Origin of the sequence: Fusobacterium sp. IOR10, assembly GCF_010367435.1 — a bacterium.
Lineage (GTDB): Bacteria > Fusobacteriota > Fusobacteriia > Fusobacteriales > Fusobacteriaceae > Fusobacterium_B.
In genome coordinates this window covers 23,955-38,435 of sequence record NZ_WJWY01000005.1, presented here as the reverse complement: position 1 = coordinate 38,435, position 14,481 = coordinate 23,955, and the positions used below count along the sequence as shown (strand labels likewise).

Below are 14,481 nucleotides of genomic sequence, written 5' to 3'. Positions count from 1 at the left end.
CCTTTTATTATAATTATATGAATTATAACATAATTTTAGTTGGGAGTTTAAATTTTATTTTTTTATTTCTATTTTAAATGTGGATCCTTTATTTTCCTCAGATATTACAGAAATTTCACCATTTAATTGTTCAACAAGAGCCTTAACTATTGAAAGGCCAAGACCAGTTCCACCTAAATTAGTGGTTCTAGCCTTATCAACCCTGTAGAATCTATCAAATATTTTATTTAATTTATTTCTAGGTATTCCAATACCATTATCTTTTATTTCAAGTACATAGTGAGTATAACTTTCTTTTAGGAATATTTCACTGTGTGGAATTTTAGAATTATTGTATAGAATGCTGTTTTCCACTAGATTTTTTAAAATAGTATTAAGTTTCTCAAAGTCACTTACAATATTAATTAAGCCGTTTTGGACATTAAATGAAACCTTTGCATTTTTATTTAGTATTATCATGTGCAATGATTTCCTAAGGGACTTTTCCAAATCTTCAACAGAAAAAACCCTTAAATTTAAAGAGGGATAATTTTCAATTTTAGATATATTTAAGAAATCAGAAATAATGTTTTCCAATTTATTAACATTGTGATTAACAGTTTCTAAAAATTCCCCCTTCATGTTTTCAGGTGCATCCTCTAGGGCTATTAAATATCCCTTTATATTTGTTAAAGGGGTTTTTAATTCATGTCCAACATTATTAATGAACTTCTTTTGAAATTCAATTGTCTTTTTTGTTTTGGTTATATTTTTTATAGTAATTAAAAATCTATTTTCATTTTTAATATTTTTAACAGATACAATAAAGTATTCTTTAATAGGAAGAATGTATACTTCCTTTGAAATGTTTTTCTTTGTGCTTAAACTTTCCTTTATAATATTAACAATTTCAATGTACTTAACAGCTTCTAAATACTTATCCTTCCCCTTTAATATTAAATAATCTAGAGAGTCATTTTTAATAATAAAATCACCATTTTCATCAATTAATCCAATGAAGGAATCCACAGATGTAATAACATTATTTAAAATCTTTCTTTCAATGTCCAAGCTTGCTATATTTTCCAAATTTATATGCTGCCATTCCTTTAATACATTCCAAAATTCAAGTAGCCAAGCTTCATCCTTTAATGTTTTTGAATTTAGTTTTTCCCCGTGTATTAAAAAAGTTTTCATTTTATTTATTTTATTGTAGAAATCCCTTTTAATATAGTTCTTATAGAAAAAATGAACTGAAAAATTTAAAATAAGGAAAAATATTATTAATATTCCTGAAAATAGTTTCAGTTGATACAGCTGTTTGCTATAGTCCCCTGAGGTTCTTAAAATATAGAATTCATTATTAATATTTTTAAATCTAAGGGCGTAATAGGCATAGTTTAAACCTAGGGTTTTGCTTTTTCTAATGGAAAATCCTTCTCCTAGGGTGATAGCTTCTTTTATTTCTTCTCTGTTTCTGTGATTATCCATAAAATGTTCATTGTCTTTGTTTTTAGAATCATAAATTACAGTTCCCTCATTATTTATAAGGGTGAAACGAATTTTAGATTTATTAAATAAGCTAGTATAACTTTCATAGGGATTTTTTTCAGCAATTGTTTTTATAAGAAAAGCATCCTTTTGTAAATTTTGTTTTTCAATATTTTTATAGAGATTGGATAAAATTTCAGAATTAAAAAAAACAAAAATCAGTTGTAAAAATAAAATGACAATTAATGTAATTATTTCTTTTCTTCTAATTTATAACCAACTCCTTTCACAGTTTTTATGTATTTTGAAAAAGTAGGAAGTTTATCCCTGAGTTTAGAAATGTAAACATCAACAGTTCTATCCCCAGGGTAATAATTACTTTTCCAAATATTATCTAATATTTTTTCCCTTGTTATAACTAAATTTTTATTTTGTATAAGAAAACTAAGTAAATCATATTCTTTTTTAGAAAGCTCTATTTCATGTTCCTCAGAAATAACAATATGTTCCTTTGATTTAATAACAATATCCTTAAATATAATATTGTCATTTAAATGATCATCAGCTGATTTAAGGAGTTTCTTTGTTCTAAGTACTAGCTCTCTAGGGTCAAATGGTTTTTTTAGGTAATCATCAGCTCCTATTTCAAGACCTGTTAAAACATCATCAATGTCAGTTTTAGCAGTTACCATAATTATTTTAGGATGACCATAATCCTCTGGAAGTGTTTTTATTATTTTAGTAAAATTAGTTCCATCTATTCCAGGGATCATTAAATCCAAAATTATAGCATCATAATGATTGTCCTTTAATAATTTCAATCCTTCTAGTCCATTTGATGTTTTATCAACTTGGAAGTTTTCCTTTTTTAAAAAGTAATATATTAAATTTTGTATTTCCAAGTCATCCTCAATAATTAGTATTTTCATAAGAAAGTCTCCTTGTTTTTTTCTTTAATTATACCACAAGATTATAATCCCTTAGGTATAAATCCTTCTTTTTTCACAATTTCTTGTCCATCCTTAGAAGTTGCAAAATCAACAAGTTCATTAATTTCAGTTTCTTTATCTGAAGCTGTAGGTACATACCAGTATACTGCTCTAGCTATTGGATATGATTTATTAGAAACATTTTTAACAGATGGAGTTATTCCATCAACTGCTAAAGAGTGAACTGTAGTATCCATGTAACCCATACCTATGTAACCAATTGCATTTCCATTACTTTTTACTTCTTGTTTAATAGCTTGGTTAGAAGGTGCATATAAAGTTTTAGGCCCATATTCCATACTGTTTTTCTTACCTTCTCTTATAATATGTTCCTTAAAGAATTCATGAGTTCCAGATGAAGAGTCTCTAGATAAAACTACTATTGGACTGTCATTTCCTCCAACATCCTTCCAGTTTGTAATTTCTCCTCTAAATATTTCCCCAAGTTCCTTTGAATCAATTTCTTTAATAGGATTATCATTATTTACTATTACTGTTATTCCATCATATGCAAGAACAATTTCTTTAATGTTTAAATTTTCCTTCTTTGCTTGGTCATACTCTTTACCTTTCATACTTCTAGATGCCATTGCTATATCAGTTGTTTTATTAAGTAATGCTGATATTCCAACTCCAGATCCTCCACCAGTAACTGCTATCTTAGTATTAGGATGAGTTTTCATATATTTTTCAGCTATTCCTTGTGATACATTAAGTATTGTATCAGATCCCTTTAATTCTATAATTGTTGATTTTTTTCCTCCACACCCTGTAACTAATGCTCCCATAACTAAGCAAACACCTAATAAATTTCTTTTTTTAATTTTCATATTTCCTCCTAAGTTATATTTTGTTTTTCATATTACAACTATAATATTTTCTTGTTAAAAGCCTATGAAAATAGAGTAAAGTTTATGTAAATAACATTTAACACAAAATTTACATTAGGTTAATATTAAATTAACAAAGGAGATATATAATGACGTAAATAAAATATAAAATAATGTAGAGGTGAAAAATGAATGAAATAAGAAGGTTAAAGGATAAGATCATGAAAAAATTCCTTTTGGGAATGGGAATATTAAATATTGTAATAATATTTGCAATGTTTTTATTTATATTTATTAATGGATCAAAATTTTTTACAGGTTATAGTGTATCTGATTTTTTATTTGGAAGAAGCTGGATATCCCTTTCAGGTAAGTTTGGTTTTATTCCATTATTAGTAGGAACTTTTTGGGTAACTATTATTGCAGTTATAATTTCAGTGCCCCTTGGAATACTAATAGCTATATATATTGCAGAGTATGCTCCCAAAAGGATTAAATCAATGATGAAAATAATAATAGAAGTTATGTCAGCTATACCATCTGTTGTACTAGGTTTCATAGGACTGTATATTTTATCTGGTCCTATAAAGAGAATGTTTTCCCTAAACAGTGGTTTAACTGCTTTAACAGGGGGGATAATGCTTGCTTTCATGGCCTTTCCCACAATAGTTTCAATGACTGAAGATTCTTTAAATGCCAATGATATTTCCTATAAAGAGGCATCTCTTGCCCTTGGAGCAAGTAAAACAGAAACTATATTTAATGTTTTAGTTCCAGCTGCCTTTCCAGGAATACTTGCAGGTATAATGCTTGGCTTTGGTAGGATAGTTGGAGAAACACTAACTGTTTTAATGATTACAGGAAACGCTCCAATAATAGCAAAAAGTCCCCTGTCATCTGTTAGAACTTTAACAGCGACAATTGCAGCAGAAATGGGAGAAGTAGTTAAAGATAGTTCCCACTACTATGCTTTATTTGCAATTGGAATTGTGCTATTTATAATAAGTTTTATTACAAATACTTTAGCAGAACATTATGTTACAAAATCTAGAAAATTAAGAAATTAGACATCTATTAAAAAGTGAGGTAAATATGATAATTATAAAGGATACAGGGGAAAAAGTTTTTAAAGTGTTTATAAATGCTATTGGGTTACTTTCAATAGTTCCAGTAATATTAATTCTTTTCTTTATTACTGTAAAGGGTGTGTCAGCTATTAACTTTGATTTTATATTTAGTATGCCAACAAATGGAATGAGGGAAGGGGGAATATTTCCTGCAATAGTTGGAACTATATATTTAACCCTTGGAACAATTATATTTGCTGTTCCCTTTGGGATATTTACAGGTATATATTTAGTTGAATATGCTAGGGAAAGTTTACTTAAAAGATTTATAAATTTAACAATTATTAATTTAGCTGGAATTCCAAGTATAATATATGGTCTTTTTGGAATGGCCCTATTTGTAATCTTTTTAAACTTTGGATCATCTATTTTATCAGGATCTTTAACTCTTGGAATAATGTGCTTGCCAGTTATTATAACTGCAGTGAGAGAGGCTCTATTAAATGTTCCAAATAGTTTAAGGGAAGCATCCCTAGCACTAGGTGCAACTAAATGGGAAACAACAATGAAAGTTGTTTTACCAGCAGCAAGTCCTGGAATTTTAACAGGGATAATACTTAGTATTTCAAGGGCAGCAGGGGAAACTGCTCCAATAATGTTTACAGCAGTTGCCTTTTATTTTCCTTTCCTACCAACTGGAGTGCTAGATAAGGTAATGGCTCTACCATATCATTTATTTGTAATTTCAACTCAAGTACCAAACATGCCCCTTTCAAATATGTATGGAACCTTGTTTGTACTTGTGTTTATAACAGTTGGATTTAATTTGTTAGGGGCATTTATTAGAAATATTTATAAAAATAAAGGAGAATAAAATGGATAGAATAACAATAGAAAACTTTAATTTTTATTATGGAAAGTTTCAAGCAATAAAGGATATAAGTATGAAGATACAAGAAAAAAAAGTTACAGCTTTAATTGGTCCTTCAGGTTGTGGGAAATCAACATTTTTAAGGTCTATTAATAGAATGAATGACCTTATTTTAGATATTAAATATGAGGGAAAAATATTTTTAGACAGGGAAAACATTTTAGACAGGGATTTTAATGTAACAGAACTTAGGAAAAAAGTTGGAATGGTATTTCAAAAACCAAATCCATTTCCAAAGAGTATATATGAAAATATAACTTACGCACCTATTCTTCATGGGGAAAAAAATAAGAAGGTTTTAGATGAAATTGTGGAAAATTCCCTTAAAGAGGTTGCCCTGTGGGATGAGGTTAAGGATAAGCTACATGAATCTGCATTGAAATTATCAGGGGGTCAACAACAAAGACTTTGTATAGCAAGGGCAATATCAATTAAACCAGAGATTTTATTAATGGATGAGCCAACTTCAGCCTTAGATCCAATATCCACAACAAAAATAGAGGAGTTAATTAGAAAGTTATCTAAGGATTATACAATAGTTATTGTAACTCACAATATGCAACAAGCTTCAAGAATATCAGAATATACAGGATTTTTCTATCAAGGGAATTTAGAGGAGTTTGATAAAACAGAAATAATATTCACAGCACCAAATAACAAAAAAACAGAGGACTATATTACAGGAAAATTTTGATAAATAATTAGGAGGAGAAATATGAAGAATCTGCAAGAAAATTTAAAAAATTTAAATGAGCATTATTTGGAAATGTTAAAAAATTTAAATAGGATGTTAGATATAAACATAGAGATGGTTCAAGGGGGAAAAAATATATCTAGTTTATATGGAGAGTGTTTAGTTGTGGAAGATATTATAAATGCCTTTGAAGTTAGTTTAAAGGAAAATTCAATAATAGCCATAGCTAGATTTCAACCAGCTGCAAAAAATTTAAGGGAATTAGTTATGTTAATTGACGGGGGAAGGTTAATTGAAAGAATGGGAGATATTTTAAAAAAGAATATTAAAATATTAAAGGAAATAAATGAGGAATCTCCCCAGTTAGCAGAGGATGTTAATAGGGTACTGTGTCCATATATTAAGGAAATAAAAAATGTTTACGAGGTTTATATTTCTTCTTTTATAAATGGAAATGAAACTTTACTCTATGAACTAATAGTTGCTGATGAAAAAATTAATAGGGAAGCTAATAGGATAATGAGTGAAATGGGTAATTGTATGAGGGAAAATAATGATAATATAGATAGCCTTATAAAGGGTGTTATACTTACAAAAAAATATGAAAGATTTGCAGATCATATTATTCATTTGGTTATAGATTTAGTATATATTTTAAAGGGTGAAAATTTAAGGAAAAAGGAATTATTAGAAAAGGAAAATTAAAAATGCCGTTAAACGGCATTTTTAATTTTAATATTATTTATTATTATTCTAAGATAATGAACAAATCCTTATCTAAGATTCTAAACACAAGACTTTCAGTTATAAATAAAGTAACTTCTCTACTTGTGTGATTTTGGTAACCTATTGAAAAATCATTTCCCACAGAAATTTCAAAATTCTCATTTTTATGTGGAATTAAAATTGTTTTTGGAATAAACTTACTTATTATAATATCTCCTTGTATAAGTTCTTTTATTCTTTTTACAAGGGGAATATGACTTTCTATGGAATTTAATTTAACCCAAGTATCATAGTTAACTACTAAGTCCAAAGTGTCAGAACTGTATTTATCCTTAAGTACTATAATAGCTTTGGATATATTTGTTAAAATTTCCTTTGGAGTGTCTCCTATTTTCATTGGAGGATTATTACAAGAATCAAGCAATCCTTTAATATTATCTAGTCCCTTGTATATTAATTCTTCTTCAAATTTACCAGATTCAAATACTGCCTTATCAAGATTATCTAAATCTATATTAGTATCTCCTCTATTTAGATTATCAAGTTCCCATCTGTTTAAAGTAAAGTTAAATCTAGTTTCAATTAATGGCAACACATGGTAAACTCCATATTCTGTATCATTTGCTTTTTTTATATTTATTTTTCCTGTAAATATTCCCTTTGAATCACCTACATTTTTAATACTCATAAATTTTCTAGCAGAGATAACTTTTAATAAAATTTCCTTTGTTCTTTCATTTAAAACTTCCCAAGCTTTATCAGATATTGGGGCCATATTTTTATTTAGATTATTCATAAACACTCTCCTTTACTTTAAAAAAATATTATCAGAATCTTCCTTTTCTTCCTTTGGTTCTTCTTCCTTAGCATCAGCTTGTGACTCTAAATCCAAAAGAGATCCCTTGGTAAATAGATAGTCTGCAGCTTCCTTTTCAAATGCAGGCATATTTCTCCTTAACCATTCAAATAGCATTACAGCGTGTTCTGTTTCCTCATCTCTGTTGTGTTCTAAAATGGATTTCAATTCAGTATCACCGCAGACATCTGCCCTTTGATTATACCAGTCAATAGCTTCAATTTCTTCTTTTAAACTGTTAAGAGCTCTAGCTTGATCTTTAACTTTGCTACTTAAATTAACTTCATGATATTGTGCCATATCTATCTTCCTCCTTTAACTACATTATACCTTAAATATACGACTAAATTATTTAAAAGTCAACCTTCATTAGCTCAATTTATATTTTTTTATAGATAGAAATTTTTTAAGAAAAGGGACACTAGCTATACTTGTTGCAAAATCTGCAAAGGGCAAGTTCAACCATACTCCATCAATGCTTAAAATATCAGGGAAAACAATGAAAGCCACAGCACCAAATCCAAAACTTCTAGATATTGAAAGGATAACTGATATAAGGGGCTCATTAATAGCTTGAAGGTAAGCTATATTTATACAATTAAATCCAAGACAAGATATTGATATTGAATAAAGGATGAAACCTCTAGTGCAAGCAGCTAACATAGTTGGATCCTTTGTAAATATACCAATGATATTATCAGATAAAGTAAATACACTTATTAGAGAAACAATTGAAATAATAAAAGTTAATTTATGTGCTATTTTAAAGGCTTCCTTTATTTTTTCCAAATGTTGTTTCCCGTAGTTGTAGCTTATAATTGGTTGTCCTGCTTGGGCAAGACCTAAAAATAACATTCTATAAAACATAAAGGCATAAGCTACAATGCTGTATGATGCTGCAGCAAAAACTCCTCCTATTTTCATAAATTCAATATTTAATAATATAGCAATAACCCCAGCTGAAAATTCCAACATAAAAGATGGAAATCCAATTAAAATTATAGAATTAGTTAAATGAAAATCTATTTTTTTATTAAACTCAATTTTAAAAGTAGAACCTATAAAATGTGTGAAAAGATAAAGAGCTGACACAATTTGACTTATTGCAGTGGCAGTGGCTCCCCCTTCTATTCCCATATTAAATTTAAAAATAAAAATATAGTCTAAAACTATGTTTATACACGCCCCAATAACAGTTGAAAGCATTGCTTTTTTAGGGTTACCATCATTTCTAACAATGGCATTTAATGACAAGGATAACATAAGAAAAAGTGCAGCCCCTGTACATGGATATAAATATCCTTTAATTAAAGGTAAAATTTCATCGTTACCTCCAAGAAAATATATTAATGGATTTGTAAATTTAAAGACTAAAAGAGCAATGAAAAAATATATAACTAAATTTAAGAATATAATGTGGGTAAAACATTTGTTTTGATATTCCACATCATCCTTCTTAAAAGAAATTAAAGTTGCCCCACCTATTCCAAGCATAAAACTAACAGAAGTACCTAGGGTTAAAATAGGGTATCCTATGTTAACAGCAGCCATAGCAGCACTTCCCACACCTCTAGCAATAAAAATACCATCTATAATAGTATACAAAGAAATTACAAGCATACTTATGATAGAAGGTATGGCAAATTTCACAAAAAGAGAAAAAATAGAGTCCCTTTCTAAATCAATTTTTTTAGTCATTTTTCATCACATTTCCTTTTAAAATTTTTATCATTCAGACCATAGTACAGCAAAGAAAAAAAATTGCAATAGTTTTTTTATATTTTTTTTTATTCCCTTTGCAAACAGTTGGTATTAAAGACTTTACTCCTAGATGGTTACAGGGTATATTTCACTTTTGGAAATTAACATTTTTAAAGTGAACATAAAAAAATTTTTTATAAAATTTGTTTAAAAAAGTCTAAAATTTAAACATAAATTTAAACAAAATAAATTAAACAAATAATGATTGTAAAAAAAGTTGCAATTTAGTGTGTAAATGTGTTATCATAGATAAAATCAAATAATTTCAATGGGGAGATGAACAATATGAAAAAAATATCAATGTTAATAATAGCAAGTTTGTTTATTTTTGGATGTGGAAAAAAAGAAGCTGCAAATAAGAAAAAAATAAATATAGGAATAACACAAATAATCGAACATCCAGCTTTAGATGCTGCAGTTGTAGGATTTAGAGAAGCTCTAGAAGATGGGGGCTATACAGAAGACAAAGTAAACATAGAAATTCAAAATGCCCAAGGGGACTTTGGAGTGGCTCAAACTATAGCTTCAAACTTTGTTCAAAGTAAAAAGGATTTGATCTTAGCTGTATCAACTCCATCAGCTCAATCAGTATTTAATGCAACAAAGGATATTCCAATATTAATAACTGCAGTAACAGATCCAGTTGCAGTTGGTTTAGTTGGGGATAACATAACAGGAACTAGTGATATGCCACCAATGGAAAAACAAGTTGCTCTAATGAAGACTTTACTTCCTAAAGCTAAGAAAATAGGTTTCTTATATAATACAAGTGAAGAAAATTCAAGAGTACTTTTAAAGAAAATGAAAAGTATAGCAGAACCTTTAGGTTATGAAATTGTTGAAAAGGGTGTAACAAATATAAATGAAGTAGGACAAGCAGTTGATGTTTTATTAGGTGAAATAGATGTACTATACACACCAAGTGATAATGTTATAACTGCATCTATGAGTTTAATTTCAAATAGAGCTGAAGAAAGAAATATTCCTATAATTACATCAGACGCAGCACAATTTAAAGCTGGAGCCTTGGCAACAGAAGCTCTTAGTTTTAGAAATTTAGGATACCAAACAGGGGAAATGGCAGTTAAAGTTTTAAATGGGGAAAAAATAAGTGATATGCCAATTGAAACTTTAGAAGATACACAGCTAATGATAAACAAAGAAATGGCTAAGAAATTTAACGTAATTATTCCAAAAGAACTAATGGATGAATTAAATTAATGATATATACGAACAACAAAAATAACAATAAATAAAAAAAGTTATTGGTAAATAAGTAATTTTTAAAAAAATATCAAAAAAAGTAGAACAAAAGAATAAAAAAATTGTTATCTATAAATAATGCCCTAACAATGGTATCATTATTCCATACAAAATAAATCTTTAGGGGTGATAATAATGAATATAATTAGGAAAAATATAAAGAAAATAGGAATAACTTTACTAGGAGTTATGATATTAGCAGCATGTGGAAAGGAAAGTTCCACTAATAATAAAAAAATAAACATAGGAATAACACAAATAATTGAACATCCAGCTTTAGATGCTACAGTTGCAGGATTTAAAGAAGCTCTAGAAGATGGTGGCTATACAGAAGACAAGGTAAACATAGAAGCTCAAAATGCCCAAGGGGATTTTGGAATAGCTCAAACTATAGCTTCAAACTTTGTTCAAAGTAAAAAGGATTTGATCTTAGCTGTATCAACTCCATCAGCTCAATCAGCATTTAATGCAACAAAGGATATTCCAATATTAATAACTGCAGTAACAGATCCAGTTGCAGTTGGTTTAGTTGGAGATAACATAACAGGAACTAGTGATATGGCTCCAGTTAATAAGCAAGTTGAGCTAATAAAAGCTTTGCTTCCAAATACTAAAAGAATAGGAGTTGTATATAACACAAGTGAAGAAAATTCTCAAATTTTAGTTAAAAAATTAAAAGTTGAAAGTGAAAAATATGGATACAAAGTTGTTGAAAAGGGAGTAACAAGTGTAAATGAAGTTGGTCAAGCCCTAGATGTTTTGTTAAAAGATGTTGATGTACTTTATACTCCAACAGATAATTTAATTGTTGCTGCAACACCTTTAGTTTTATCAAAGGCAAATGAGGCAAATGTACCAGTTATAGGTTGTATAGAAGATCAAGTTATCCAAGGAGCCCTAGCTACAGAAACATTAGATTACAAACAATTAGGATATCAAACAGGGGAAATTGCAGTAAGAGTATTAAATGGAGAAAATCCTAAGGATATTCCAATTGAAACACAAAGGGATACAAAATTATTAATAAACAAAGAAGTGGCAGAAAGATTAAACATTAATTTCCAGCTGAACTAAAAAATAGAGCACAAATGATGTAAGGGGAAAGGGTGATAGGATGTTAATTGGTACTTTAGAACAGAGCTTAATATTTGCAATAATGGTTATGGGTGTATATATATCCTTTAGGATATTAGACTTTCCTGATATGACAGTTGACGGAAGTTTTCCACTAGGAGCATCAATAGTTGCAAGTTGTTTAGTAAAAGGAATGAATCCAGTATTAGCTTTGTTACTAGCTGTAGTTGGTGGAAGCATAGCAGGATTTATAACAGGATATATAAATGTTAAATATAAAATAGCAAACTTACTTGCTGGGATAATAGTAATGACAGGTCTTTACAGTATTAATATAAAAATAATGGGTAGATCTAATATTTCTTTATTCACAGTGAATCATTTGTTTACTTTACATATTAATAAACTATTACTAATAAGTATAATTGTAATTTTATGTAAATTATCTTTGGACTTTTTATTTAAAACAAAATTTGGATTTATATTAAAGGCCCTAGGGGACAATGAAACTTTAGTTGAAACTTTAGGTGTAGATAAAAGTAAATTGAAAATATATGGATTAGTAATATCCAATGGAATAGTTGCTTTGTCAGGTGGACTATATGCTCAATATCAAGGCTTTGCAGATGTTGGGATGGGTACTGGAACAATAGTAACAGGTTTAGCTTCAATTATCATAGGTGAAACAATAATAAAAAATAGAAGAAAATTTACATTAACTACAACAGTTATAGTTGGAACTATTATTTATAAAATAATAATAACTTTAGCTTTAAAAATTGGATTCAATGCAAGTGATTTAAAATTAATATCTGCAATTATAGTAGTTGTAATTTTAGCTTTGAAAAATAATAAAATGTTGAAAAAAGGGGGGATCAAGAATGCTTAAATTAAATTCTATAACTAAAACTTTCGTATCTGAGTTAGGTACAAGGAAGAAAGTTTTCAATAATTTAAACTTAGAAATAAACAAAGGTGAGTTCATAACAGTAATAGGAAGTAATGGAGCTGGAAAGTCAACTCTTTTGAATCTAATAATGGGAAGTATAGAACCAGACTGTGGAAATGTGTGTTTAGAAGATAAAGACATAACAAATTTAAAATTCTATAAAAAAAATAATTTCATATCTAAGGTTTACCAAGATCCTAAGGTTGGAACTGCTCCTTCTATGACAGTTTTTGAAAATTTATCAATGGCTGACAATAAGGGTAAAAAGTTTAATTTTACAATTGGTTTAAACCACAAGAGAAAAAATATATATAAAAAACTTTTAGAGGAATTGGATCTAGGAATAGAAAAACAATTGGATACAGAGGTTGGATTATTATCAGGGGGGCAAAGACAGTGTTTAGCTCTTTTAATGGTAACTTTAAACAAACCAAAATTATTGTTGCTAGATGAGCATACAGCAGCTCTTGATCCTAAAACATCTAGAATAATTTTAGATAAAACAGATGAGATAGTTAGAAAAAATAACATTACAGCTCTAATGATAACTCATAATTTAGAAGATGCAATTACTTATGGGGACAGGCTTATTATGCTTCATGAGGGTCGTATAATTTTAAATGTTTCAGGAACAGAAAAACAAAATTTAACAACAGAAAAATTATTAGAAAAATTCCAAAATGCAAAGGGGCAGTTAGACGATAAAAGCGTATTTGCTGCATAATTAAATTTAATAAAAAACAATTTTTTTTAAATGGAAAGGAAGGAGAAAGTATATATGACTATACTACAAAGTATAATATTTGTTATAAATATAATAATTACAATAATAATAATAAGCATAATAATTATATTAGAAAAAACAAATAATATTCTAAGTAGTACAAAAAATATATCTAACTTCCATTTGGGATACATTGGCCAAGCTTGAAAAATGTATATATAATTAAATTGGAATTGAAATTATTTAAAAGGTAATCTTAGAAAATTAAGATTACCTTTTTTATTTTGTTTACAACTTTAATAATAAAAAACATAGGAGGAATTTATGATAAAAAAAATATCACAGTGATAAAAAAATTATTGACAATTTTAACAAAAAGAGGTATCCTTTTGTTGTGGAGATTATAATATTAACATTTAGTAAAAAAAGAGGTAGATAATGACTAAAGCGGAACATATTTTACAAAAATATATAGTTATAGGGGAATTTATATCCAAGTGTTTTGGGGAAAATGTGGAGGTTGTTCTACATGATTTAAGGGATATAGATCATTCAGGTGTGAAGATTTTTAATAATTATGTAAGTGGAAGAAGCGATGGAGCTCCAATGACAGAGTTTGGTCTTAATTTACTTGAAACTGAAATATTTAAAAATGAAAATTTTGTTATGAATTACAAAGGAGTTACAGGGGGGAAAATTCTAAGATCTTCAACTTTGTTCATAAAGGATGACAAGGAAAATCTTTTAGGCATGCTTTGCGTAAATGTGGATATTACAAAATATCTTACAATGAGTAAAGAATTAAATGATTTAGCCTATTATGGAATTAGAAAGGAAGACTTGGAAAAACCAACTATAGTTGCAGATTTCCCAAAATCTGTAAAGGAGATGATAAATGCATCTCTTTCAAGTTATTTAACTAAAAATGGCTATGACTGGCAAAGACTAAATAAAGAAGAAAAATTAAATGTTATAAAAAAGTTAGATAGTAAGGGTATATTTAATTTAAGAGGTGGAATATCAGAAGTTTCAGAATCTTTAAAAATTTCAGAACCTACAGTATATAGATATTTAAACACTATAAAGAAAATGGAAAGTTAGGAAGTTATTAATTTGTTGTATTTTGTATGATTTATATATAAAAGAT

General features: G+C 28.2%; 15 protein-coding genes. 9 read left to right on the top strand and 6 right to left on the bottom strand.

Annotation, left to right across the window (positions count from 1 at the left end; all coding sequences use genetic code 11):
• Window positions 1-54 precede the first annotated feature (54 nt).
• The 3 genes from GIL12_RS02110 to GIL12_RS02100 all read right to left on the bottom strand — a co-directional run bounded on the left by GIL12_RS02110 (window position 55) and on the right by GIL12_RS02100 (window position 3,289).
• Window positions 55-1,470, bottom strand: coding sequence for a cell wall metabolism sensor histidine kinase WalK (locus tag GIL12_RS02110; protein ID WP_239056033.1), 1,416 nt, complete (start codon window positions 1,468-1,470; stop codon window positions 55-57).
• Between the two features lie 251 nt (window positions 1,471-1,721).
• Window positions 1,722-2,399, bottom strand: a complete 678-nt coding sequence (locus GIL12_RS02105) for a response regulator transcription factor (protein ID WP_163468645.1) — start codon at window positions 2,397-2,399, stop codon at window positions 1,722-1,724.
• A 41-nt stretch (window positions 2,400-2,440) separates the two neighbouring features.
• Window positions 2,441-3,289 carry a phosphate ABC transporter substrate-binding protein gene (locus GIL12_RS02100; RefSeq protein WP_163468643.1) on the bottom strand — a complete coding sequence of 283 codons (849 nt, stop codon included), beginning with the start codon at window positions 3,287-3,289 and terminating at the stop codon, window positions 2,441-2,443.
• A 188-nt stretch (window positions 3,290-3,477) separates the two neighbouring features.
• Here GIL12_RS02100 and pstC point away from each other — a divergent pair, with 188 nt between their 5' ends.
• Genes pstC through GIL12_RS02080 form a run of 4 tightly spaced genes read left to right on the top strand, consistent with a single transcriptional unit; the run spans window position 3,478 to window position 6,686 of the window.
• The gene (gene pstC / locus GIL12_RS02095; RefSeq protein ID WP_163468640.1) at window positions 3,478-4,356 is read left to right on the top strand and encodes a phosphate ABC transporter permease subunit PstC; all 879 of its coding nucleotides are present in this window, start codon (window positions 3,478-3,480) and stop codon (window positions 4,354-4,356) included.
• Between the two features lie 25 nt (window positions 4,357-4,381).
• Window positions 4,382-5,230, top strand: coding sequence for a phosphate ABC transporter permease PstA (gene pstA, locus GIL12_RS02090; protein WP_163468638.1), 849 nt, complete (start codon window positions 4,382-4,384; stop codon window positions 5,228-5,230).
• 1 nt (window position 5,231) lies between these two features.
• Complete coding sequence (gene pstB / locus GIL12_RS02085; RefSeq protein WP_163468636.1) at window positions 5,232-5,981, top strand: phosphate ABC transporter ATP-binding protein PstB; 750 nt, start codon at window positions 5,232-5,234, stop codon at window positions 5,979-5,981.
• A 21-nt stretch (window positions 5,982-6,002) separates the two neighbouring features.
• A complete protein-coding gene (locus GIL12_RS02080) occupies window positions 6,003-6,686 on the top strand; it encodes a PhoU domain-containing protein (RefSeq protein ID WP_163468634.1) in 684 nt (227 codons plus the stop codon).
• Window positions 6,687-6,729: 43 nt separating this feature from the next.
• On the opposite strand, the gene GIL12_RS02075 is transcribed toward GIL12_RS02080, so the two are convergent.
• From GIL12_RS02075 to GIL12_RS02065, 3 genes are all read right to left on the bottom strand, one after another.
• Window positions 6,730-7,503, bottom strand: a complete 774-nt coding sequence (locus tag GIL12_RS02075) for a family 1 encapsulin nanocompartment shell protein (protein WP_163468632.1) — start codon at window positions 7,501-7,503, stop codon at window positions 6,730-6,732.
• Between the two features lie 12 nt (window positions 7,504-7,515).
• Entirely contained in the window at window positions 7,516-7,863 is a 348-nt protein-coding gene (locus tag GIL12_RS02070) for a hypothetical protein (protein WP_163468630.1), read from the bottom strand.
• A 69-nt stretch (window positions 7,864-7,932) separates the two neighbouring features.
• On the bottom strand, window positions 7,933-9,261 hold the full coding sequence (locus GIL12_RS02065; protein ID WP_163468628.1) for an MATE family efflux transporter: 1,329 nt from the start codon (window positions 9,259-9,261) through the stop codon (window positions 7,933-7,935).
• 348 nt (window positions 9,262-9,609) lie between these two features.
• Here GIL12_RS02065 and GIL12_RS02060 point away from each other — a divergent pair, with 348 nt between their 5' ends.
• The 5 genes from GIL12_RS02060 to GIL12_RS02040 all read left to right on the top strand — a co-directional run bounded on the left by GIL12_RS02060 (window position 9,610) and on the right by GIL12_RS02040 (window position 14,435).
• The gene (locus GIL12_RS02060) at window positions 9,610-10,545 is read left to right on the top strand and encodes an ABC transporter substrate-binding protein (protein ID WP_163468626.1); all 936 of its coding nucleotides are present in this window, start codon (window positions 9,610-9,612) and stop codon (window positions 10,543-10,545) included.
• Between the two features lie 198 nt (window positions 10,546-10,743).
• The gene (locus GIL12_RS02055; RefSeq protein ID WP_163468734.1) at window positions 10,744-11,661 is read left to right on the top strand and encodes an ABC transporter substrate-binding protein; all 918 of its coding nucleotides are present in this window, start codon (window positions 10,744-10,746) and stop codon (window positions 11,659-11,661) included.
• 40 nt (window positions 11,662-11,701) lie between these two features.
• Window positions 11,702-12,550: an ABC transporter permease gene (locus tag GIL12_RS02050; RefSeq protein ID WP_163468624.1), complete on the top strand. Its 849-nt coding sequence runs from the start codon at window positions 11,702-11,704 to the stop codon at window positions 12,548-12,550.
• Complete coding sequence (locus tag GIL12_RS02045; RefSeq protein ID WP_163468622.1) at window positions 12,543-13,334, top strand: ABC transporter ATP-binding protein; 792 nt, start codon at window positions 12,543-12,545, stop codon at window positions 13,332-13,334. The genes GIL12_RS02050 and GIL12_RS02045 overlap by 8 nt, the downstream gene beginning before the upstream one ends.
• A gap of 438 nt (window positions 13,335-13,772) precedes the next feature.
• Window positions 13,773-14,435 (top strand): transcriptional regulator, encoded by a 663-nt coding sequence (locus GIL12_RS02040; RefSeq protein ID WP_163468620.1) that lies wholly within the window; start codon window positions 13,773-13,775, stop codon window positions 14,433-14,435.
• Window positions 14,436-14,481 lie beyond the last annotated feature (46 nt).